Source organism: Rhizobium sp. BK176, assembly GCF_024808055.1.
Genome location: NZ_JANUBV010000006.1, coordinates 95408 through 115677, shown reverse-complemented (window position 1 = coordinate 115677; position 20270 = coordinate 95408). Strand labels below are relative to the sequence as shown.

At 61.3% G+C, this 20270-nt stretch carries 24 protein-coding genes; 8 read left to right on the top strand and 16 right to left on the bottom strand.

Annotated elements, in window-relative coordinates; translation table 11 throughout:
• Positions 1-17 precede the first annotated feature (17 nt).
• The gene (locus FHT76_RS19635; RefSeq protein ID WP_183862183.1) at positions 18-947 is read left to right on the top strand and encodes a LysR substrate-binding domain-containing protein; all 930 of its coding nucleotides are present in this window, start codon (positions 18-20) and stop codon (positions 945-947) included.
• Here FHT76_RS19635 and FHT76_RS19630 read toward each other — a convergent pair.
• Positions 938-1882 (bottom strand): GlxA family transcriptional regulator, encoded by a 945-nt coding sequence (locus tag FHT76_RS19630; RefSeq protein ID WP_183862181.1) that lies wholly within the window; start codon positions 1880-1882, stop codon positions 938-940. The genes FHT76_RS19635 and FHT76_RS19630 overlap by 10 nt on opposite strands.
• A gap of 120 nt (positions 1883-2002) precedes the next feature.
• On the opposite strand from FHT76_RS19630, the gene FHT76_RS19625 reads away from it, so the two are divergent.
• Positions 2003-2800 (top strand): SDR family oxidoreductase, encoded by a 798-nt coding sequence (locus FHT76_RS19625; RefSeq protein ID WP_183862178.1) that lies wholly within the window; start codon positions 2003-2005, stop codon positions 2798-2800.
• A 30-nt stretch (positions 2801-2830) separates the two neighbouring features.
• Here the strand turns inward: FHT76_RS19625 and FHT76_RS19620 are convergent, their stop codons facing one another.
• The 9 genes from FHT76_RS19620 to FHT76_RS19580 form a co-directional block, all read right to left on the bottom strand.
• Complete coding sequence (locus FHT76_RS19620; RefSeq protein WP_183862177.1) at positions 2831-3805, bottom strand: threonine/serine dehydratase; 975 nt, start codon at positions 3803-3805, stop codon at positions 2831-2833.
• Positions 3806-3874: 69 nt separating this feature from the next.
• A complete protein-coding gene (locus tag FHT76_RS19615; RefSeq protein WP_259128927.1) occupies positions 3875-4459 on the bottom strand; it encodes an AraC family transcriptional regulator in 585 nt (194 codons plus the stop codon).
• A 123-nt stretch (positions 4460-4582) separates the two neighbouring features.
• Positions 4583-6322: a gamma-glutamyltransferase gene (gene ggt / locus FHT76_RS19610; protein ID WP_183862175.1), complete on the bottom strand. Its 1740-nt coding sequence runs from the start codon at positions 6320-6322 to the stop codon at positions 4583-4585.
• 100 nt (positions 6323-6422) lie between these two features.
• Complete coding sequence (locus tag FHT76_RS19605; RefSeq protein WP_183862173.1) at positions 6423-7496, bottom strand: alpha/beta fold hydrolase; 1074 nt, start codon at positions 7494-7496, stop codon at positions 6423-6425.
• Positions 7497-7560: 64 nt separating this feature from the next.
• Positions 7561-8175, bottom strand: a complete 615-nt coding sequence (locus FHT76_RS19600; RefSeq protein ID WP_183755750.1) for a hypothetical protein — start codon at positions 8173-8175, stop codon at positions 7561-7563.
• A 101-nt stretch (positions 8176-8276) separates the two neighbouring features.
• Complete coding sequence (gene ykgO / locus FHT76_RS19595) at positions 8277-8402, bottom strand: type B 50S ribosomal protein L36 (RefSeq protein WP_003582204.1); 126 nt, start codon at positions 8400-8402, stop codon at positions 8277-8279.
• Between the two features lie 164 nt (positions 8403-8566).
• Positions 8567-9643, bottom strand: a complete 1077-nt coding sequence (locus tag FHT76_RS19590) for a 5-(carboxyamino)imidazole ribonucleotide synthase (RefSeq protein ID WP_183862171.1) — start codon at positions 9641-9643, stop codon at positions 8567-8569.
• Positions 9640-10134 carry a 5-(carboxyamino)imidazole ribonucleotide mutase gene (gene purE, locus FHT76_RS19585; protein WP_016557149.1) on the bottom strand — a complete coding sequence of 165 codons (495 nt, stop codon included), beginning with the start codon at positions 10132-10134 and terminating at the stop codon, positions 9640-9642. The genes FHT76_RS19590 and purE overlap by 4 nt, the downstream gene beginning before the upstream one ends.
• Before the next feature lie 16 nt (positions 10135-10150).
• The gene (locus FHT76_RS19580) at positions 10151-10354 is read right to left on the bottom strand and encodes a YdcH family protein (protein WP_016557150.1); all 204 of its coding nucleotides are present in this window, start codon (positions 10352-10354) and stop codon (positions 10151-10153) included.
• A gap of 229 nt (positions 10355-10583) precedes the next feature.
• Here FHT76_RS19580 and FHT76_RS19575 point away from each other — a divergent pair, with 229 nt between their 5' ends.
• Complete coding sequence (locus tag FHT76_RS19575) at positions 10584-10757, top strand: YdcH family protein (RefSeq protein WP_016557151.1); 174 nt, start codon at positions 10584-10586, stop codon at positions 10755-10757.
• A 151-nt stretch (positions 10758-10908) separates the two neighbouring features.
• On the opposite strand, the gene FHT76_RS19570 is transcribed toward FHT76_RS19575, so the two are convergent.
• Together FHT76_RS19570 and FHT76_RS19565 are read right to left on the bottom strand one after the other, a co-directional pair.
• Positions 10909-11169, bottom strand: coding sequence for a helix-turn-helix transcriptional regulator (locus FHT76_RS19570; RefSeq protein ID WP_016557152.1), 261 nt, complete (start codon positions 11167-11169; stop codon positions 10909-10911).
• Positions 11170-11237: 68 nt separating this feature from the next.
• Positions 11238-12002 (bottom strand): sulfite exporter TauE/SafE family protein, encoded by a 765-nt coding sequence (locus FHT76_RS19565; protein ID WP_183862169.1) that lies wholly within the window; start codon positions 12000-12002, stop codon positions 11238-11240.
• 108 nt (positions 12003-12110) lie between these two features.
• Here FHT76_RS19565 and FHT76_RS19560 point away from each other — a divergent pair, with 108 nt between their 5' ends.
• The gene (locus FHT76_RS19560) at positions 12111-12764 is read left to right on the top strand and encodes a thiamine phosphate synthase (protein WP_183862167.1); all 654 of its coding nucleotides are present in this window, start codon (positions 12111-12113) and stop codon (positions 12762-12764) included.
• A 10-nt stretch (positions 12765-12774) separates the two neighbouring features.
• On the top strand, positions 12775-13857 hold the full coding sequence (locus tag FHT76_RS19555; protein ID WP_183755746.1) for a tetratricopeptide repeat protein: 1083 nt from the start codon (positions 12775-12777) through the stop codon (positions 13855-13857).
• A gap of 106 nt (positions 13858-13963) precedes the next feature.
• Here the strand turns inward: FHT76_RS19555 and FHT76_RS19550 are convergent, their stop codons facing one another.
• Together FHT76_RS19550 and FHT76_RS19545 are read right to left on the bottom strand one after the other, a co-directional pair.
• Entirely contained in the window at positions 13964-14704 is a 741-nt protein-coding gene (locus FHT76_RS19550) for a 3-oxoacyl-ACP reductase family protein (RefSeq protein ID WP_183862165.1), read from the bottom strand.
• 72 nt (positions 14705-14776) lie between these two features.
• On the bottom strand, positions 14777-15355 hold the full coding sequence (locus FHT76_RS19545) for a TetR/AcrR family transcriptional regulator (RefSeq protein ID WP_183862163.1): 579 nt from the start codon (positions 15353-15355) through the stop codon (positions 14777-14779).
• A gap of 213 nt (positions 15356-15568) precedes the next feature.
• On the opposite strand from FHT76_RS19545, the gene FHT76_RS19540 reads away from it, so the two are divergent.
• The 3 genes from FHT76_RS19540 (at position 15569) to FHT76_RS19530 (ending at position 18605) form a co-directional block, all read left to right on the top strand.
• Positions 15569-16369: an inositol monophosphatase family protein gene (locus FHT76_RS19540; RefSeq protein ID WP_259185771.1), complete on the top strand. Its 801-nt coding sequence runs from the start codon at positions 15569-15571 to the stop codon at positions 16367-16369.
• Positions 16370-16469: 100 nt separating this feature from the next.
• Positions 16470-17570 (top strand): flagellar motor protein MotA, encoded by a 1101-nt coding sequence (locus FHT76_RS19535; RefSeq protein ID WP_183862161.1) that lies wholly within the window; start codon positions 16470-16472, stop codon positions 17568-17570.
• Between the two features lie 3 nt (positions 17571-17573).
• Entirely contained in the window at positions 17574-18605 is a 1032-nt protein-coding gene (locus tag FHT76_RS19530) for a peptidoglycan -binding protein (RefSeq protein WP_183862160.1), read from the top strand.
• Between the two features lie 2 nt (positions 18606-18607).
• Here FHT76_RS19530 and FHT76_RS19525 read toward each other — a convergent pair whose 3' ends face one another.
• Entirely contained in the window at positions 18608-19858 is a 1251-nt protein-coding gene (locus FHT76_RS19525) for an RNA polymerase sigma factor (protein ID WP_183862158.1), read from the bottom strand.
• Between the two features lie 7 nt (positions 19859-19865).
• On the bottom strand, positions 19866-20204 hold the full coding sequence (locus FHT76_RS19520; protein WP_016557162.1) for a YciI family protein: 339 nt from the start codon (positions 20202-20204) through the stop codon (positions 19866-19868).
• Positions 20205-20270 lie beyond the last annotated feature (66 nt).

Genomic DNA, 20270 nt, shown 5'->3' with positions numbered 1-20270 from the left:
AAAAATGGGATTATACGATGCGGCGGACGATCTTTGATCTCGATGTACTCCGGACCTTCGCGACCGGAATGGAGCTCGGCAACTTCGCGAGAGCAGCCGACCGTCTCGGCCGTTCGACCTCGGCCGTCAGCGCCCAGCTGAAGAAGCTGGAGGAGCAGGCCGGGACGCCGATCTTCCGCAAGGCCGGACGCGGGCTTGCGCTCACCGATGCGGGTGAAACGATGCTGGCCTATGCGCGCCGCCTGCTGGAGCTCAACGACGAAGCGGCCGCAGCCATGCAGAGCATCGAACTCGAGGGTTGGGTCAGGCTCGGTTTGCAGGAGGACTTCGGCGAGACCCTTTTGCCCGACGTGCTCGGCCGTTTTGCGCGCGCGCATCCGAAGGTCCGCATCGAAGCGCGGGTGGTGCGCAATGTCGAGCTGATCGAGCGCGTCACCACGGGTAAGCTCGATCTGGCACTGGCCTGGAACGATGGCACGCTGACACCGCATTGCGAGAAGATCGCCGAGGTGCCGATGCGCTGGATCGGTCCGGCGGAAGGCGCGGTCGACTGGACCCTCGACAGCGGCGAGCCGATGCCGCTTGCTTCACTGGAGGCTCCGTGCCTGCTGCGCACCGCGGCGACCAAGGCGCTTGATACGGCGGGCATTCCCTGGCGGCTTGCCTTCGTCAGTCCAAGCCTCGGCGGATTGTGGGCCGCGACGGCTGCCGGGCTCGGGATCAGCATCCGTACGCCGATCGGCCTGCCGCGAAAGGTGAAGCCGCTTGTCGCCGACGCCGCTGGCCTGCCAGAGCTTCCCTCGCTCGGTCTCGTGCTGCATCGTGCCGAAGCCGACCCTGGGCCGGCAACCGCGCGGCTCGCGTCCATCATGCTGCAAGCGGTGCGGGAGGCTGTCGCGGACGCCGTCCCATCGACCGCAAGGTCGGCGGCGCGGGCCTATGCCTGATATTCGCGCTGCGCGTTTCGGCGGATTGCCTGGGGCGGCTGCCCGAAGGCGCGCAGGAAGGCGCGGCGCATCCTCTCCCGATCCGCGAAACCTGTTTCCGTTGCAACGACGTCGATCGGATGCCGGCCCTGTTCCATCATCAGGCGGGCTGCCTCAAGGCGCAGGTTCTCCACCGCCTTGGCTGGCGATTGTCCCGTCTCTGCGCGAAACGTCCGGCTGAATTGTCGGGGGCTGAGCGCCGCCGCTTCCGCCAGCTCCTCGACTGATAGCGTGTTCTTCAGATTGCCGCGGGCATGGGCAAGCGCCTTCTGGATACGGTCCGATTTGGGTTCCAGTTCCAAGAGTGCGGAGAACTGCGACTGGCCGCCGGCGCGGCGATGATAGACGACGAGCTTGCGGGCGACCGCACGGGCGACATCGGCGCCGTGGTCTTTCTCGATCATCGCAAGCGCCAGGTCGACCCCGGCCGTCATGCCCGCCGAGCTCCAGACGGAGCCATCGATGATGAAGATGCGATCTTCCTCGAGCCTGACCTTCGGATAGCGCGATTGCAGCTCGCGGGCGAGGAGCCAGTGGGTCGTGGCGCGACGGCCATCCAGGACGCCTGCCTCCGCAAGCAGAAAAGCGCCGGTACAGATCGAGGCGACGCGACGCGAGGCGGCAAGCGCCTTGCGGATGAACTCGCCTTCCCCCGCCGTCGGCAGTTTGATGCCGACGGCGCCGGACACCAGCAGCGTATCGAAAGCGGGATCACCGAAGCGCGTGGTCTCGACATTCACGCCGAAGGAGCTGGGCACAGGTCCCCCGGTCTCGGAGAGATAGGAAACCTCATAGGCCGGCTCGCCGAGTTCGATGTTGGTGAACTCGAAGGCCGAGATGGCGGCTAGGCTCATCATCTGAAAGCCGGGAAAGAGCAGGACGGCAATGCGTTGCATGGCTCGAAACTCCGTTTGTCCTAAAAGGTGGCTTATATGACATTCAAGCCATTGGCAATCGGGCGTAAGACTCTGCGCAAGCCAACAGCGGGCGCTGTTGCCCAAACACGGAGAACGACAATGACCGAACAGCACAAAGGAACCGCACTCGTTACCGGCGCATCGTCGGGGATTGGTGCTGTCTATGCTCACCGGCTCGCAAAGCGCGGCTATGATCTCATTCTGGTCGCCCGCAATGCAGAACGGCTTTCCGAACTTGCGACGAGACTGACCCGGGAAACAGGCAGGACGGTCGAAACCATTCCGGCCGACCTCGGCAACAAGGCCGACCTGGCGCGCGTCGAGTCGGTTCTGAAGAGCGACCGCAGCATTACGCTTCTGGTCAACAATGCCGGCGTCGGTGGCACGGCACCGCTGCTTGCCGCCGATGTCGACAAGATGCAGGCGATGATCGATCTCAACGTCACGGCGTTGATGCGGCTGAGCTATGCCGGCGTGCCCGGTTTTGTGGCGCGCGGCGGCGGCGCGATCATCAACATCGCTTCGATCGTCGCGATCGCGCCTGAAGTGCTGAACGGCGTCTATGGCGCCAGCAAGGCTTTCGTTCTTGCCTTCAGCCAATCGTTGAAGCACGAGCTTGCGGACAAGAACATCCGCATCCAGGCGGTGCTGCCGGGAGCGACGGCGACCGAATTCTGGAACATCGCCGGCACGCCAGTCGAGCACCTGCCAACCGAAATCGTCATGTCGGCGGAAGATATGGTGGATGCCGCCCTTGTCGGTTTCGATCAAGGTGAGCTCGCGACGATCCCGGCTCTTGAAGATGGAGGGCTGCTGACGGCCTACGAGGGTGCGCGTCAGGCATTGATGCCGCACCTGTCACGCTCGGCACCTGCGGCACGCTATAAGGCCGCCTAAGCGAGGTTGGAGGCAGGCTTTCGCCTGCCTTTATCCGTGCCGGGCCAATGCCTCGGCGAAGATATCGGCGTCGACATTGCCTCCCGAGGTAACGACGAAGACGTTGTCGTCTTCCAACTCATCGCCATGGAAGAGCGCTGCGGCAAGCGCCACCGCCCCACCGGGCTCGACGACGATCTTGAGCCGGACAAAGGCAAGGGCCATGGCGCGGAGCGCCTCCTCGTCCGTCACGACGATGCCGGCGCCGGCGAGGCGCTGCAATATCGGAAAGGTGATGTTGCCTGGCTGCGGCGTGATGATGGCGTCGCAGATCGAGCCGGTCATGGTGGCGTTGCGCTCGATCTTGCCTGATGCCAGCGACCGCGTGAAGTCGTCGAAGCCGTCCGGCTCGCAGGGGCGCACTCGGAACGCAGGCGCACTGGCTTCGAGTGCAAGCGCTATCCCCGAGGAAAGGCCGCCGCCGCCGCAGGGGACCAATACCTCGGCCGAGCTGATGCCTTCCTCGTCTGCCTGTTCGGCAATTTCCAGACCTGTCGTACCCTGTCCGGCGATCACCTGCGGTTCGTCGAAAGGCTTGATCAGCGTCAGGCCGCGCGCAGCAGAGAGTTCAGCGCCAATGGCGTCGCGATCCTGTGTCGCGCGATCGTAGAGCACGACTTCGGCGCCGAGCGCACGCGTGTTGGCGATCTTCAGTTTTGGCGCGTCCGACGGCATGATGATGACTGACGGCACGCCATGCAGCTTGGCGGCGAGCGCCACGCCCTGCGCGTGATTGCCTGACGAGAAAGCGATGACGCCGCGGCTGCGAACGGCAGGATCGAGCGCGGAGACGGCGGACCAGCCGCCACGGAATTTGAAGGAGCCGGTGTGCTGCAAGCACTCGGCCTTCACCAATACCCGCCGTCCGGCAAGCTCATCGATAAAGGGAGAAGAAAGAAGCGGCGTGCGGCGCGCATGTCCGCGCAGGCGGGCGCGGGCGGCAACGATCATTTCAATGCTGGCCATGGAGACTCTTTCGAATGACGGTACGCCCCTGCATAGGACCACACGCGACGCTTGTGAACGGTGACTTTGTCACCGTGACACAAAAAGCGTCGGTTGCGTAGCGACGGCCTCCGATTTGTGACGGCGGCGTCGCCTGAATTCGGTCGGGTTGGTGCCGGTGACGCGCAGGAACTCGCGATTGAAATTCGACTTGCTGATGAAGCCGCAATCGAACATCAGCCGCGTAACCGGCTCGTCCATGTTCACAAGTGCCTGACAGGCCGCGCGGATACGAAAGTCGTTCACATATTGCGAGACGCTGACACTATGGACGCGGTTGACCGCCATCGAAACGCGCCGGGCCGGAAGACTCATCTTGCGGGCGATGCGGCCGAGATTGAGGTCGGGATCACGGTAGAGCTCTCGGGAGCGCATCAGATTTTCGAGCGCGCTGGCAATCGTATCGTCTTCCTGACTCGGTGCGGGTGGGGCGGGCGGTTCCGAAGGGGTCGCGGCGATCGACTGACTGCCGCTCGCGATCGACGCCGCGGTGCCGAGAATCAGGAGCGTGATCACGTTGCCAAGCGTGACAATCGCGCCGGCATGGAGACCACCGCTCTGCTCGAGGTCGAGACTGATGGCGATATCGGCCGTTGCCGAGGCGATCAGCGCCACGCCAGTGATCCACTATTCCGTCATCGCCAAAGCTTCTTACGTCGATAGCCTGGAACCAAGTGTGCCCGGCGCCCGGCCGCGCGTCAGCGTCGAAGGCGATTTCGTCCACGCGCGTATCCGTGATCAGTATCCGCTGGCGGAACCTTCGGCGGCGCGGCTGTCCATCGCGCCGTAGTAGCGTGCTCCGCCGCCCTTCGCGATATCGGCAAGGCTCTTGCCGCCGACAAGGATACCAGCGGCCTGTCCCCATTGCGGCGGGCCGCTGCCATCGTCCAGCGTGTGCCCCATGGCGATCAATGCCCGGATCGTATCGGGCGACAAAGTGTAGGGCTCGAAGTAGATCTTGTCCGGTTGCCATTGATGGTGAATGCGCGGGGCGTTGACCGCCTGACTGATGTCCATGCCGAAATCGATCACGTTGAGGATGGTCTCCAGCGTGATAGTGATAATGCGCGAGCCACCAGGGCTGCCGATGACCATGAAGGGTTTGCCGTCCTTGGTCACGATCGTCGGGCTCATGGAGGAGAGCGGCGTTTTCTTCGGTGCGATCGCATTGGCCTCGCCTTGGATGAGCCCGTAGAGATTGGGAACGCCGGGCTTCGAAGTGAAATCGTCCATTTCGTTGTTGAGCAGAACGCCGGTACCGGGAGCGACGACGCCGGCGCCGAAGTTGCCGTTCAGCGTGTAAGTGACGGCGACGGCATTTCCTTCGTCGTCGATGATCGAATAATGCGTGGTTTCGACGCTTTCCTTAGCGCCCAGAGGTTTCAGGTTGGCGGAGGTGCCCGCCTTGTAGGGATCGATCTTGGCGCGGATCGCCTTGGCGTAACCTTTGTCGAGCATTGTCGAGACGGGGTTGTCGACGAAGTCAGGGTCGCCAAGGGCGGCGTTGCGATCGACATAGGCGTAGCGCATCGCCTCGACCATCAGGTGCACCGTCTCGGCCGAGCCGTAGCCGAGGAAGGAAAGAGGATAGTCTTCCAGAACGTTGAGGATTTCGCAGATGATGACGCCGCCCGAGGAGGGAGGAGGCGACGAGATGATGTCGTAGCCGCGATAGCTGCACTCGACCGGCTTCAGTTCACGCACCGCGTATTGCTCGAAATCCTCCTTGGCGAGTATGCCGCCCTTCGCCTGGCTCGCCTTGACGATCGCCTCTGCGGGCGTGCCCTTGTAGAAAGCGTCGGGTCCTGTGTCAGCGATGCTGGATAGAACGGCGGCAAGGTCGGGTTGCACAAGCTTCTCGCCGACGGCGTACGGTTTGCCCTCCGCTTTCAGAAAGATCTTTGCCGCGGCCTCGTCCTTCGCGAGCCGCTTCGCGCTACCGCCAATGCTGGCGACGTCGCCCTGTTCCAGCGTGAAGCCTTCCTTGGCGTAGCGGATGGCGGGCGCCAACAGATCCTGCCGCGACTTGGTGCCGTACTTCTCGCGGGCCATCTCGAAGCCCTTTACGGATCCTGGCACGCCGACGGCAAGATAGCCGTCAAGGCTGGCACGGGGAACGATATCGCCCTTGCCGTCAAGATACATGGCCTTGGTGGCTGCCAATGGCGCGCGCTCGCGGAAATCGAGGAATGTCGTCTTGCCGTCCTTCAGCCGGATTGTCATGAAGCCGCCGCCACCGAGATTGCCGGCCGTCGGATAGACGACGGCGAGCGCGTAGCCGACGGCGACCGCGGCATCGACGGCATTGCCGCCATTCTTCAGCACATCGACGCCGACATCGGTCGCTAGGTGCTGGGCGGTTACGACCATACCGTGCTCGGCCTCGACCGGCGCCGGTGAAGCGGCGAACGCCGATGGCGCGAGAACAAATGAGAACGCCGCGACGACGGCAGATATCCGAAAATAGGGGTGATCCATGACTTCCCTCAAAGCATGATAGTGCAATGGATATGGGACGCAGCCAGCGCTCGGCAATGTGGGCAACCGCCGAGGTTGGTACATAAGAACGTGCTGTTTATCAGTTTCCCGTTGTTACCGGCGGCGTCAGCCCCGCCGGGTGGCCGAAAGGCGCAACGGTGTCCGCCAATTGTGCAGGTTCTTCAACGATCAGGCGACGTTCTGCCTGGCGCGCGAGGGCCTGCAGGTCGCGAGCAGCGCCGCCGATCTTCTCCATGGCGGCAACGGCGACATCGGTGACCACGTAATCCGGCTTATGGCCGAGGCCGCGGATTCTAACCAGCTCGGAACCGGCGATATCACGGGCCAGACCCTGCGAATGAAGGTGTTCCCAAACGATGGCATCGCTGTCACCGGTGACGATGACGGTTGGCGCGGTGATATTGGCGTACTGCGGAGAATGGGCCTTGAGATAAGGCAGGAGGCGCATGCAATCGACGGCGTTGTTGTAGAAGGCAGTTGGGCGTAGCACCAGGGTCGGTCCCGTCTTTGCGATGTAATCATCCGGGCGTGGATTGGGCCGGAAGACATTCAATGTCGCTTGTTCGAGGCGCCGCAGGCCGAGCGGCACGACGATTGTGTGGTTGAAGAGCCAGCCAAGCACGGGCATCGCCGCGACATTATAGTACCAGTCCAGTCCGCCAGGCCAGGGATGCGTCGCTGGAGCGAGGAAGAGCAGGCCCTCGGTCATCTCGGGGTGGCGGACGCCGAAAGCGGCGGCAATGGCGCCGCCGAAGGAATGACCGACGATAATGGCCCGCTTGATGCCTCGTTTTTTCATCAGTTTCGCGATCGCGTCCGCCTGCCCCGAGGGCAGGGCATTCTCGGAACCGCCGCGCTCCGAATAACCATGACCCGGGCGGTCGACGAACAGCATTTCCGCGCGGCCCCCCAACGGCTGCAGGAAGGCACCGACTTGGTCAAGCAGATTTCCGGCCGCACCGTGGATGAACACGAGCGGCGGCAGATCGGCAGTTTTGGGGCGAGGGACGTGAAAGGCATTCAGCCGATATCCGCCGATATCCGTCAGTTGGCCGATGTTCGGACAATCAGCCTCGAACCGCCGTTCCTTGTAGGCGGAGTAGCCAAGAGCGGCGGCAACAGAGGCAATGAAAACGGAAGCTTCGGCAAGCATGGCAATATCTGCTGAGATCACGTAACCGACGCGTAAGATTGGGCTGCCGGCGCTGGCGTCAAGATCAGGTGCGGCTGCCGGCCAGCTTTTCAGAGAGCGTATTCATCTGCTCCTGGGCGCTTCGATTGGCTGGATAGATCTCCAGGAAACGTTCCCAGGCTTTCAGGGCCAACTGGTCGTTGCCGGTTTCCGTAAGAATGGCGGCCATGCCGGAAAGCGCGCCGAAATGGCGTGGCTCGAGGTCAAGCACATGCTCGATGTCAGACATCGACTTGCGATAGCTGTCATTGGCATAGTTGAGGGTCGCGCGGCGATTCCAGCTTTCGGCGTAATCTGGCTTGAGGGCGATCGCCTGGTCGAGGAAATCGAGGGCGGCGGCAGTGCGCTTCTCCTCGATCGCCTTGTCGGCCCATTGCATCAGGAGGTTGACGGTCGCACTGCCGGAGTCGTTCCATTCGGTACGGATTTCATTGGCAATGCCGCTCGCTTTGTCCGGATCGCGTTCCCGCTTCAGCTGTGCATAGAGCTGATCCAGATGCTGCCTGGGTGTGAGGTTTGCGTCCGGTTGCTCGACAATGACTTCCTTTTCCGCGGCGGCGGCAGGAACAACGGGAGCGAGCAGAACGAGGGATAGCGGCAGCGCCGCGCACGTCATAGCAAAAAAGCGCATGGCGGGCATAGTAGCCCGCCATCGCTGAAGATCAAAGCAATTTGATTTGATTGCCGAGGCAATCCCTGGGCAGTCGCGGGCAAATGCCACGAACGTCCAGACGCGCTAAATCAGCCCTGACGAGCCTTGTAGCGCGGGTTCAGCTTGTTGATGATGTAGATGCGGCCCTTGCGGCGAACCAGGCGGTTGTCACGGTGACGAGCCTTGAGCGACTTGAGCGAATTCTTGATCTTCATTGTTTTGATCCGCGATGTTTGAGGGGGAATTCACATTCGCCCGTATCTATTACATTCAAAAGCGCGCTCAGGGCGCGCTCTTCAGGTTGGGCGTGCAGATAACCCGACGACTTCCCCGTGTCAACCACATGACCGTGTTTTTCCCATGGCCGAAGCGGCTTTTGTCAGGGGAAAACCGGCAATTTCGCGGTCAACGTCGTGACGTGCCCCATCTTGCGGCCAGGACGCGATTCCGTCTTGCCGTAGAGGTGCACCAGCGTATCCGCCCGCCGCAGCCAGTCCGGGAGCGCCAGAATATCGTCGCCGATCAGGTTCTGCATCACGCAGTCCGAGTGGCGGTCGGCATTGCCTAGCGGCAGGCCGGCAACCGCCCGGATATGCTGCTCGAACTGCGAGATGATGCAAGCAGCTTCCGTCCAGTGGCCAGAATTATGGACGCGAGGCGCCATTTCATTGGCGATCAGGCTGCCGTCCGCTAGCACAAAGAATTCGATGCCGATAACACCGACGTAGCCGAGGGCCGTCAGGATCTTTCCGGCCGCCTCGCGGGCGTCGGCTGCCGCAGTCGCCGGGACGGAAGCCGGCACCGTTGAGGTGTGCAGGATGCCGTCGCGGTGAACATTTTCGGCGGGATCGTAGCAAACGATAGTGCCGTCGGTTGCACGCGCTGCAATGATCGAGATCTCGCGCTCGAATGAAACAAAGCTCTCGAGAATGAGTGGCACGTTGCCGAGGGCGGCAAAGGCGCCATCCGGCGTGTCAGCCGCAGAGCGGAATACCTTCTGCCCCTTGCCGTCGTAGCCAAGCCGACGGGTCTTCAGGACGCCGCGGCCGCCGAAATCGCTGAGCGCCGCCTCGAGGTCGGCCTGACTGTCGACGGCGTGAAAGCCCGCTGTCGGGATGCCGCAGCCGTTGATGAAGCGCTTTTCGACCAGGCGGTCCTGGGCAGCCTCGAGCGCCTTCGGCGGTGGATAAACCGGGACCGTGCTCGCAAGCGCTTCCGCCGCGGCAACCGGGACGTTCTCGAACTCGTATGTGACGACCTCGCACGCCGTCGCAAGCTCGGTGAGCGCGGCAGGATCATCGTAGGCGGCGACAATCTGTTCGTTGGCGACCTGCGCTGCCGGACAGTCGGGCTGCGGTTCCAGAACGACGGTGCGGAAGTTCAGTCGCGCTGCGGCCATGGCAAGCATGCGGCCAAGCTGACCGCCACCGATGATGCCGATTGTTCTTACAGTCATAGGTCGTCCATTGGATATTCGGCAACGGCCGCGCTCTGGCGCTCGCGCCAGTCGTCAAGCCGCTCGGCAATGTCCTCATCCGACAATGCCAGGACTGCAGCAGCCAGAAGCGCTGCATTGATCGCTCCGGGCTTGCCGATGGCAAGTGTACCGACCGGAATTCCGCCCGGCATCTGGACGATGGAGAGGAGACTATCCTGACCGGACAGCGCCTTCGATTGAACGGGGACGCCGAAAACGGGAAGCGGCGTCATGGCTGCGGCCATGCCCGGCAGATGAGCTGCGCCGCCCGCGCCGGCGATAATCACCTTAAAGCCTTCATCGCGTGCGGTCTTGGCGAAGTTTACCAGGCGATCCGGCGTGCGATGGGCCGATATGATGCGCGCATCATAGGGAATTTCGAGCGCCTCAAGCGTGTCCGCAGCATTCTTCATGGTCTCCCAATCGGATTGGCTTCCCATGATGATGGCAACGGGCGGTCTGTCTGTCATCGTCACGGCGTTCCCCTCAGGCGATGATATCAGGGATGATCTGGTCTTCGAGCTTCGTCAGCTTGTCTTTGATCACCAGTTTCTTCTTTTTCATACGCTGGACGCGCAATGCATCACATCCGGTGGCAATCATGGCATTGATCGCGGCATCGTAATCTTCGTGCTCCTGGCGCAGTCGCGCCACTATGAGCCTGATTTCTGCCTGTTCCTGATCGGCCATATGCATTCCCCATAACCGTCTTCGGACATCGTCCGTTTTGCCGATGATTTCCGCAAGCTCCTATCACCAAATGGAGGTAACGGCTAGCGGCTGTTCGTCATGATTTTGCCACGTGTTCTCCTTGTTTTCACCTTCGACAAGCCTTCAAAAATATGTCACAGTCAAAAGGTTGACGCCTTGGATCTCCGGCGGTGTTGGCCGGGGAGAGGTAAGAGGAAGGAAGGGTCAAATGACTGTTCAAGCTCATCTTGAGTCACTCCAGAAAAAGCATGTTGCTCTCGAGGAGGAGTTGCATACGCTTATGATATCCCCCTCCCGAAACGATAATGAAGTTGCTGAGTGCAAACGCAGAAAATTGCGGATCAAGGACGAGATTGAGCGCCTGAAATCATCTTTCCATTGAGAACGATGCATGAATTACCGAGTGCGGTCCTAAACGGAGAAGGCAAAAGTCCAATTTCATCAGAAGTTTAGATGAGTTCGTGCTCGACAGGCAAATATACGCCGGTTCCGACGGAAAGTCGCGAGCCGGCGTTTTTCGTTTGAGGGAGCTGTCAGGCCCAGAACTGATCGAGCCAGAGATTGAGCTTGTCAAAACCACGATTGTTGACGGCGTAGATGCGTCGCGTGCCCTCTGCGGTGACCGAAACCAGATTGCAATCCAGCAGCGCCTTGAGGTGCTGGGAGACGGCAGGGCGGCTGATGGGAAGCCCCTCGGCAAGCTCGTTCACGGTCTTCGGCGCACGTCGAAGTTCTTCCAGCAGGAAGCGCCGGTGGGGATCGGCTATCGCAGTGAAGGGATCCGTGTTCGACATGCCGGAAAGCTACGTCAAACGGCGCAATCGGGCAAGGAAATTGTGCGGCGCAACGAAACCCAAAATTGTTAGAAACCGGCGCCTTCCTTAGCGATCAAAACCGCCGCAACGAGGGCCATCGCATACATGAAAGGATAGAAGATCGCCGGCTTCATACGACGCACGCACCAGGCGCCGGCAATTGTCGCAAGCGGGGCAAACGGCAGAAGCGTGGCGGATGTGGCGAGGTTCTGCGTGTCGAGCTGGCCAAGCGCGAAGTACGGAATGAGCTTTACGGCATTGAGGATCGCGAAGAAGCGGACGCTCGTGCCGGTATATTCGCGGGGTTGCATCTGCAGCGGCAGTGCATAGATCTGGAACGGCGCGCCGCCGGCATGGGCGACGAAACTACCATAGCCTGAGAGGCTTCCCCAGATCGTCGCCAGCAGCGGTCGCTGGCCGTGGGGTGGTGTGTTCTTTCCGGCGGCGGGGCCAAAGTTGTTCCAGAAATAGCGCAGGCAAAAGAGGATAGTGACGACGCCAATGACGACGCGAAGCACATTGCCCGGCACGAGGGCGGAGGTTGCCCAGCCGAGGGCGATCCCGAACAGCGCTCCCGGCAGCATGATCCTCAGCGTTGTCCAGTCGCCGTGCTTGCGCCAGATCACGAGTGAGATCATGTCCATGAAAATGAGGATCGGAAGCAGGATTGCAGCCGCCTGAACGGGTGAGACAACGAGGGCGAGAAAGGGTAGTCCGATCAGTGACAGCGCATCGCCCATGCCGCCCTTTGCAAGTCCAACCAGAATGACAGCGGGAACGGCGGCGTAATAAAATGACAGGTCCATCGGCATGCTTTTGAAAATCCTCCCCTTGCCAGCCCCGTCTAACGGAATTACTCACACAGGACGAGTGCAGATCGGCCGCAAAACGGCCTGTTCCGCTGTAAATGGAAAGAGTTCATGACCGAACCGGAAAACCGCTGCCGCCTAGTTCTGATTGCTCCCGACCTTGCCGATGCTGATGAGCAGGCAAAGGTCGTCGGCGATGCCTTGAAGGGCGGTGACGTCGCCTCGGTGATCGTGCCGCAATACGCTCTCAACGATGGCGAGTTTCAGAAGCATGCCGAAAAGCTGGTTCCAATCATCCAGCACGCGGGCGCTGCAGCGCTACTTGCGGGCGACAGCCGCGTTGTCGGGCGCACCAAGGCGGATGGCCTGCATCTGACCGGTCCGGCCAGCGAAATTTCTGAGGCGATCGACAAGTATGCCGATAAGCTGATCGTCGGCGGCGGCAATGCCGCCGACCGCCATCATGCACTGGAAATTGGCGAGGAACGCCCGGATTATATCTTCTTCGGCAAGCTCGACGGCGACATCAAGCCGGAGGCGCATCCCAAAAACCTCGCACTCGGTGAGTGGTGGGCTTCGATGATCGAGATCCCCTGCATCGTGATGGGTGGAACGGATCCGGCTTCCGCGCTCGCGGTGGCGGAGACTGGGGCTGAGTTCGTGGCGTTGCGGCTTGCGGTTTTCGGCGACGCCGGACGTGCGCCAATCATCGTCGCCGAGGTCAATGCGCTGTTGGACGAAAAAGCGCCACGGTTTGAGGATTGATATCGCGCACATGCCGATCCTGTCCCGCTCCCTGCGCGTTTCCGCTGCCTTTGCCGTCGTCATCCTGGCGGGGCTGACGCATGGCGTTTTCGCCCAGACGGTCGACAACGTCGTGACGCGGCCGCTCTCGACCGCCCCGGAGACACTGAAAACAGGACGGCCCCAGGCAGACGGCACTGGTCCATCGACCGGCGTCGGGGTCTTTGACCGCATGGGCGCCAAGCTGCCCGATCTGCCGCCGGAAAAGGACTATAAGGGACAGGTTGACGAGGCCTACGGAGCCTATCAGCGTGGCTACTATCTGACGGCGATGGAAAGAGCTCTGCCGCGCGCCCAGCTTGGCGATCCGGCCGCGCAGACGCTGATGGGTGAACTCCTGGCGGACGGCCTGGGTGTCAAGCGCGACATGAAGAACGCGGCTTTCTGGTACAGCAAGGGTGCGGAAGGCGGCGACCCTGCGGCGATGTTCAAGTATTCGCTGATGCTGATCGAGGGGCGGTTCGTCAAACGCGACAAGGCCAAGGCCGACGAATATATGCACAAGGCGGCCGACGCCGGAAATTCGTCTGCACAGTTCAATTGGGGCCAGATCCTGACGGCCGACAATCCGGGTGACAAGGGACTGAAGCTCGCGCTGCCGTACTACGAGAGGGCTGCCGAACAGGGCATCGCCGACGCGCAGTATGCGGTGGCCGAGATTTACGCCTCGCTGCCCGACCTGCCGGACGAAAAGAAGCAGCTGGCGCGCGAATGGATGGCGCGCGCTGCGCATGCGGGCTACGACACCGCCCAGGTCGATCTTGGCATCTGGTTGGTCAACGGCCAGAATGGGCCGCGCGATTTCGTCAAGGGTTTCCAATGGTTGCGGCTTGCGGCCAATCGCGGCAACGTGGTGGCTCAAAACAAGCTGGCGCACCTCTACATCAACGCCCTCGGTACCAAGCCGGACCCGGTCGAGGCCGCGAAATGGTATGTGCTATCGCGTCGCGCCGGCCTGCCTGACCCGGCCCTCGAAGATTTCTACCTCGGCATCGAGGAAGACCAGCAGAAGGCGGCCATCGATGCCGCCAACAAGTTCCGCCGGTTCCAATAATTTAGAAGAGGGCGTCTGCGAAGAGGTCTTCGATCAGATTGCCCGTGAGGTCCTGATCACGCAGCAGAAGTTTTGAACGTCCGACGGCCCGGGCCGCCGGCATTGCTCAGGCCAGATAGCCACCGTCGATCGTCAGGCCGGCGCCGGTGATGAAGGAAGCTTCCGGGCTTGCAAGGTAGGCCACGAAGCTTGCGATTTCTCGATCCTCCCCGAGGCGGCCGAGTGCCATCAAGCCCTTCAACATGTCGTTTGAGTGCGGGTCAGGATTCATGTCGGTTTCTGTGGGGCCGGGCTGGATGGCGTTGACGGTGATGCCTCGCGGACCGAGATCGCGTGCGAGGCCACGTGTCATGGCGGCGACAGCGCCTTTGGTCATGCTGTAAACGGCGGATGTCGGAAAGCCGCTGCGCTCGGCAACCACGCTACCGATGTTTATGACGCGGCCGCCGGTTTGCATGTATTTTGCCGCCGCCTGCGTGCCGGCAAAGACCGCTCTGACGTTGACTGCAAACATACGATCGAAGTCCTCAAGCGGGAAATCTTCCAGGCTATTCAGCAACAGAATTCCTGCATTGTTCACGAGAATGTCGAGCGTGCCGAAATGGTCGACGGCCGTGTCGATGGCCCTTTGCACCGCCGCCGCGTCCGCGCTGTCGGCGTGAATTGCAAATGCCCTGCCGCCCTTCGCCTTGATTTCACTGACGATCGCCTCGGCCTTGTCTTTCGAGTTGGCAAAGGTGAAGGCGACCGAGGCGCCATCCGCAGCCAGTCTCCGCACGATCGCCGCGCCGATGCCGCGCGAGCCGCCTGTCACGATTGCGACTTTTCCTTCAAGTGGTTTGGTCATCTTGTTTTTCTCCTTATTGGACTGTTTAGTCTAGAATCGAACATGGGAAGTCATCCTTCTTCGATTGATCTGTTATCGTAAGCTGCGGATAGCGAGACCGGCGATGGCGCGCAGCGTTTCGGTGCTGGCACCGTTGCGGGCGCTGACCTTCATGCCGGAGAGAGTAGCACCAAGGAACTGGGTGGCGGCCTCTGGGTCAATTTCGGTGGACAGCTGCCCTTTCGTCCGGCTGTCCAGGAGGAGCGCATGGATTGCCTTGCCCAGCACGGTGGAGGCGCTGTCGGTCAGAAGCGACACCTCGGTATCGGTCCGGCCGAACTCGCAAATCGCGCTGACACCAAGGCAGCCTTTCGACGCCTCCGATGTTGGTCTCGATGCAAAGGCAAAGAGGGCGCCCTCCAGCGCGTCAAGCGGCTGGTCGCTGTCCTGCATGTCGGCGATGATCTGCTGAATGCTGGCGGTATTGTAGCGTTTCAGAGCCTGCAGATAGAGGCTGCGCTTGTCGCCGAACGTATCGTACATGCTCTGGCGGCTGATCTTCATCGCTGACAGCAGCGCGTCTGTGGAGCTTCCCTCATAGCCATGCTGAGCGAAGACGCCGATCGCGGCGTCGAGAGCCTTGTCCTTTTCGAATTCCTTGTGTCTTGCCATGACGTACAAATAGCGATTTTAGATCGTTCTGTCCAGAATATTATTGCGGTCATTTGTGCGAGTGAAGGGCGGCGCGGCGGTCTCCTCTTGAAATTTTCCCTATTTTGTGGTCTTGAGGCCGCCAATCTTATAAGCGCTGCCCTATCTGGCGATCAGGGACCCACCCCGCCCTGACAGCGCGTACCGTATTATCGCTCAAGGAAAAGTGCTCACATGGCTCGTTCAGCTCTCCTCAATGTCATGGTTCAGGCTGCCATCAAGGCAGGCAAATCGCTGGGGCGTGATTTCGGGGAAGTACAGAACCTGCAGGTTTCGGTGAAGGGCCCGGGTGACTTCGTCTCCAATGCCGACCGCAAGGCGGAGAAGATCGTCAAGGACGAGCTCCTGAAGGCGCGCCCCACCTACGGCTTTCTCGGCGAGGAGAGCGAGGAGATCAAGGGCACGGACGGCGCGCATCGCTGGATCGTCGATCCGCTCGACGGCACGACCAACTTCCTGCACGGCATTCCAATGTTTGCAGTCTCGATCGCGCTCGAGCGCGACAATGAGATCGTCGCCGGCGTCGTCTTCAATCCTGCAACCGACGAACTCTATACCGCCGAGCGCGGCGGTGGCGCCTTCCTGAACGATCGCCGGCTGCGCGTCGGCGCTCGGCGCGTGCTTTCGGACTCCGTCATTGCCTGCGGTGTCCCTCATCTCGGTCGCGGCAATCACGGCAAGTTCCTCGTTGAGCTTCGCCACGTGATGGGTGAAGTTGCCGGCATTCGCCGCATGGGCGCGGCGTCGCTGGATCTTGCCTACGTGGCGGCGGGTCGCTTCGACGGTTACTGGGAAACGGGGCTGTCGGCCTGGGATATTGCGGCGGGCATCCTCCTTATCCGCGAAGCCGGTGGCTATGTCTCGGATTGGGATGGCGGTTCGTCCATTCTCGAAACCGGTTCGGTTGTCGCGGGCAACGAATATATCCAGAAGGCACTACTTGAAGTAGCCAAGCGTCCGGTTCCCGCACGGTAAATCGCTGTTGTAAAGACACGGTTTTCGTTCCCGCATACTTCAATTCGGCGCAATGTTGCTCTAGTCTCCGGCTGAAATGAATCCGGAGGCTGCGGAACCTATGGAAAATGTGAATGTGGCGGAGTTCGGCTCGACCGAAAAAACCACGGGCAATTACAGCTATAAACTTTCCAGTCCGATGCCGTTTCTTTGGACGATGGTGTTGTTTCTGATCATCGTCGGGTTCATTGCCGCCATTCTATTCCGGCAAGCCCAGACTGCCTTCATGCACAATCCCGGCCTCAACGGTTTGATCCTCGGGGTCTTGGCCGTCGGCATCATCCTGGTTTTCAGCCATGTGCTGTCGCTCAGGCCGGAAGTGCGGTGGTTCAATTCATTCCGTGCTGCGGGCAGCGCCGACAAGGTCGGCCGCAACCCGAAGCTGCTCGCGCCGATGCGGACTCTGATTGGCAACCGCAGCGCTTCGGCAGGCATTTCGACCGCGGCATTCCGCTCCATTCTCGATTCCATTGCCAACCGTCTCGATGAATCGCGCGACGTGTCGCGCTATCTGATCGGCCTCCTGGTGTTCCTCGGTCTGCTCGGCACCTTTTGGGGTCTTATCGGTACGATCGGCTCGATCAGTTCGGTCATTCAGACGCTTGACGCGGGTTCGAATGGTTCGACCGATGTTCTCGGTGCACTGAAGGAAGGGCTGTCGATGCCGCTTTCCGGCATGGGCCAGGCGTTCTCGTCTTCGCTGCTTGGTCTGTCCGGCTCGCTCATCCTGGGTTTCCTCGATCTGCAGGCAGGCCGTGCGCAGAACCGCTTCTACATGGAACTGGAGAACTGGCTTTCGTCGGTGACAGATGTCGGCTCGGATGTGGCCATGCCCGCGATCAGTCCCAACTCGGCAGTCTCGCCGGACGACGTTCGCGCGCTTTCCGAATATATGCGCAGGATCTCGGAAGAGGGCAGCGGCGGCACGCAGAGGTCGGTCGCGGCAATGGCGAACCTTGCCGAAGGCATTCAGGGTTTGGTCAAGAACATGCGAAATGAGCAGCAAATGCTGCGTGACTGGATCGAGGCCCAGCAAGACGAGACGAAAGCGATGCGTCGCACTCTCGATCGCCTAGCCGAGCGGATCGGCGCCCAAGAAAAGCACGGTTCGAGCGAACGCTCTCAACGCGTGCCGCAAACCGAAAAGACCGAGGGCAAGTAACCCATGGCTCTCGCCCGCAATCGTCGCCCTCAGCGCGTGATAGACTATTGGCCAGGTTTCGTCGATGCATTGTCGACGCTGCTGATCTCCATCATGTTCGTGCTGACCGTGTTCGTGGTCGGCCAGTATATCCTGAGTCGTGAAATCTCCGGCCGGGACGAGGTTCTCAACCGTCTGAACAGCCAGATCAACGAGTTGACGCAGCTTCTGGCGCTGGAGAAGGGAAGCAATCAGGATCTTGAGGACAGTGTCGCCAATCTGCAGGCGGCCCTGTCGTCGGCTGAAGGTGAGCGATCGCGGTTGAAAGCGCTGCTTGATGCCGGCTCGGGCGGCCAGAGCGCTGCGGAAGCGCGTGTCGGTAATCTGACAAAAGAGCTCGACGAACAGAAGCAGATGAGCGACCGGGCGATGAGCCAGGTCGAGTTGCTGAACCAGCAGATTGCTGCCCTGCGTAGCCAGATCGCCGCCATTGAAGCCGCGCTGCAGGCCTCCGAGCAGAAGGACCAGAGCTCGCAGACGAAGATCGCGGATCTTGGCCGTCGCCTGAACGTCGCGCTCGCGCAACGCGTGCAGGAGCTCAACCGCTACCGCTCCGATTTCTTTGGGCGCCTGCGCGAAATTCTGTCCGATCGCGAAAACATCAGGATCGTCGGTGACCGGTTCGTCTTCCAGTCGGAAGTACTGTTTCCTTCCGGCGGCGCGGACCTCAATCCGGATGGGCAGGTCGAGATGGAAAAGCTTGCGACCGCGCTTCTCGACGTCGCCAAGGAAATCCCGCCCGAGATCAACTGGGTGCTGCGTGTCGACGGGCATACCGACAACGTCCCGCTCGCCGGCACCGGTCGTTATGGCGACAACTGGCAGCTGTCGTCCGCGCGTGCGATCTCGGTCGTCAAGTTCCTGATCTCCCGCGGCGTGCCGGCCGACCGTCTCGTCGCCGCCGGTTTCGGCGAGTTCCAGCCGATCACGCCAGGCGATACGCCGGAGGCGCGCGCCACCAACCGTCGTATCGAGCTGAAGCTGACCGAAAAGTAGGTTTATGCGACGCCCGTTCGAACGTTCGCGAGGCGATCGAGGAGAAAGCCACGCACAGCGGGGCTGTCGCTGAGGCCGATTGCCGAGAGATAGGCGGTCTCCGCTTCCCGATAGTTCCTGACTTCCGTCAGCAGATGCGCGCGAACGGCCCAATAGGGTTGATAGGCTTTGATTTCCTTTGCGTCCATGCTGGCCAGGCAATCCAGTCCGGCTTGGGCACCTTTGGTGCGGCTGAGGACGGCAGCACGGCTGACGCGGGCGCCGACCGTCGGCTGCATCATCAGCAGGGCATCATAGAAGGTTAGGAGAGCATCCCAATTCGTCGTGCCGGTCAGACGACGCGCAGTATGTACGGACTGAATGGCGGCCATGCATTGGAACGGACCGAAGCGGTTGACCGCACCTGCCTTGCGGAGCAGCGCATCAGCTTCGGCAAGCATGATCGCATTCCAGCGGTCCGTCGACTGTTGTTCCAGCGCGACGTAGTCACCCTCGGCATTACGCCGCGCGGCCCGCCGACCTTCGCAATAGAGCATCAAGGCAAGCAACCCGATAACCTCCGGTTCGTCGGGAAGCATCGAAAGCAGCGCGCGGCAGAGCCAGATGGCTTCACTGGAAAGTGCACTGCGACCGCCATCGGCACCATCGAGATCGTCCCAACCAAGCCCGTAGGCGGCGTAGATTGCAGAGAGCACGGCGGACAGACGCTCGGGCAGCGAGCGTCGATCGGGTATCGCAAATCCAATGCCGATATCGCGAATGTTCGCCTTGGCCCGGACCAACCTCTGCCCCATTGCAGCAGGAGAAACGACGAAGGCCTGCGCGATGGCTTTTGCGTCAATACCTAGCACGACTTGCAGCATCAGCGGGGTGTGGATGCTCTTATCGATTTGCGGATGGGTGCAGACGAAAAGCAGCTTCAGGCGGTCGTCCGGAAATGCATCGGCAGCAGCGTCGTTCATCCTCGCCTCCGCCTCCTCGAAGGCCAGGGCGATGGTCGGGCGAGCATTTTCCTGGACACTTCGGTGGCGCGCCCCCTGCATGAGATTGCGCCGCGCGGCGACCAGCAGCCACGCCTCCGGCCTGTCGGGAATGCCGCGCTCCGGCCAGACCCGCAGGGCATCGACGAGCGCTTGCGACAGCGCATCCTCGGCGGCCGGCAAATCACGGGAGCGGGCCGCCAGAAAGGCAACCAACTTGCCATAGGATTGGCGCGCCACCCTTTCGGCGGCGCGCTCGGCTTCGGCGGTCATGCCCACCTCACATTTGAAGGCGAGGGCGCACCTCGACCGAGCCTTCTGCGGAGACCGGAACACGGGTCGCCCATTCGAGCGCCGTGTCGAAATCCGGAACGTCGATCAGATAGAAGCCACCCAATTGTTCCTTACCTTCGGGATAGGGGCCGTCCTGGACATCGTGGTCCTCGCCCTTGCGTCGCACCACCGTGCCGGTTTCGGGTGCGGTCAGCCCGGCGCCGCCGGTCATGATGCCGGCCTGAATCAGAGCCTGCGTGTAGGCGATCCAGCCGTCGCGATAGGTGGGATCGGTGCGGCGGGCAAAATCCCGCGATGATTCACGAACGATGAGCGCATATTGCATGTGGCGTTCCTCCAGATTCGTTGCGTTGACCGGCGTGCAGGCATCTAAGAACCAAAACTGAAAAGC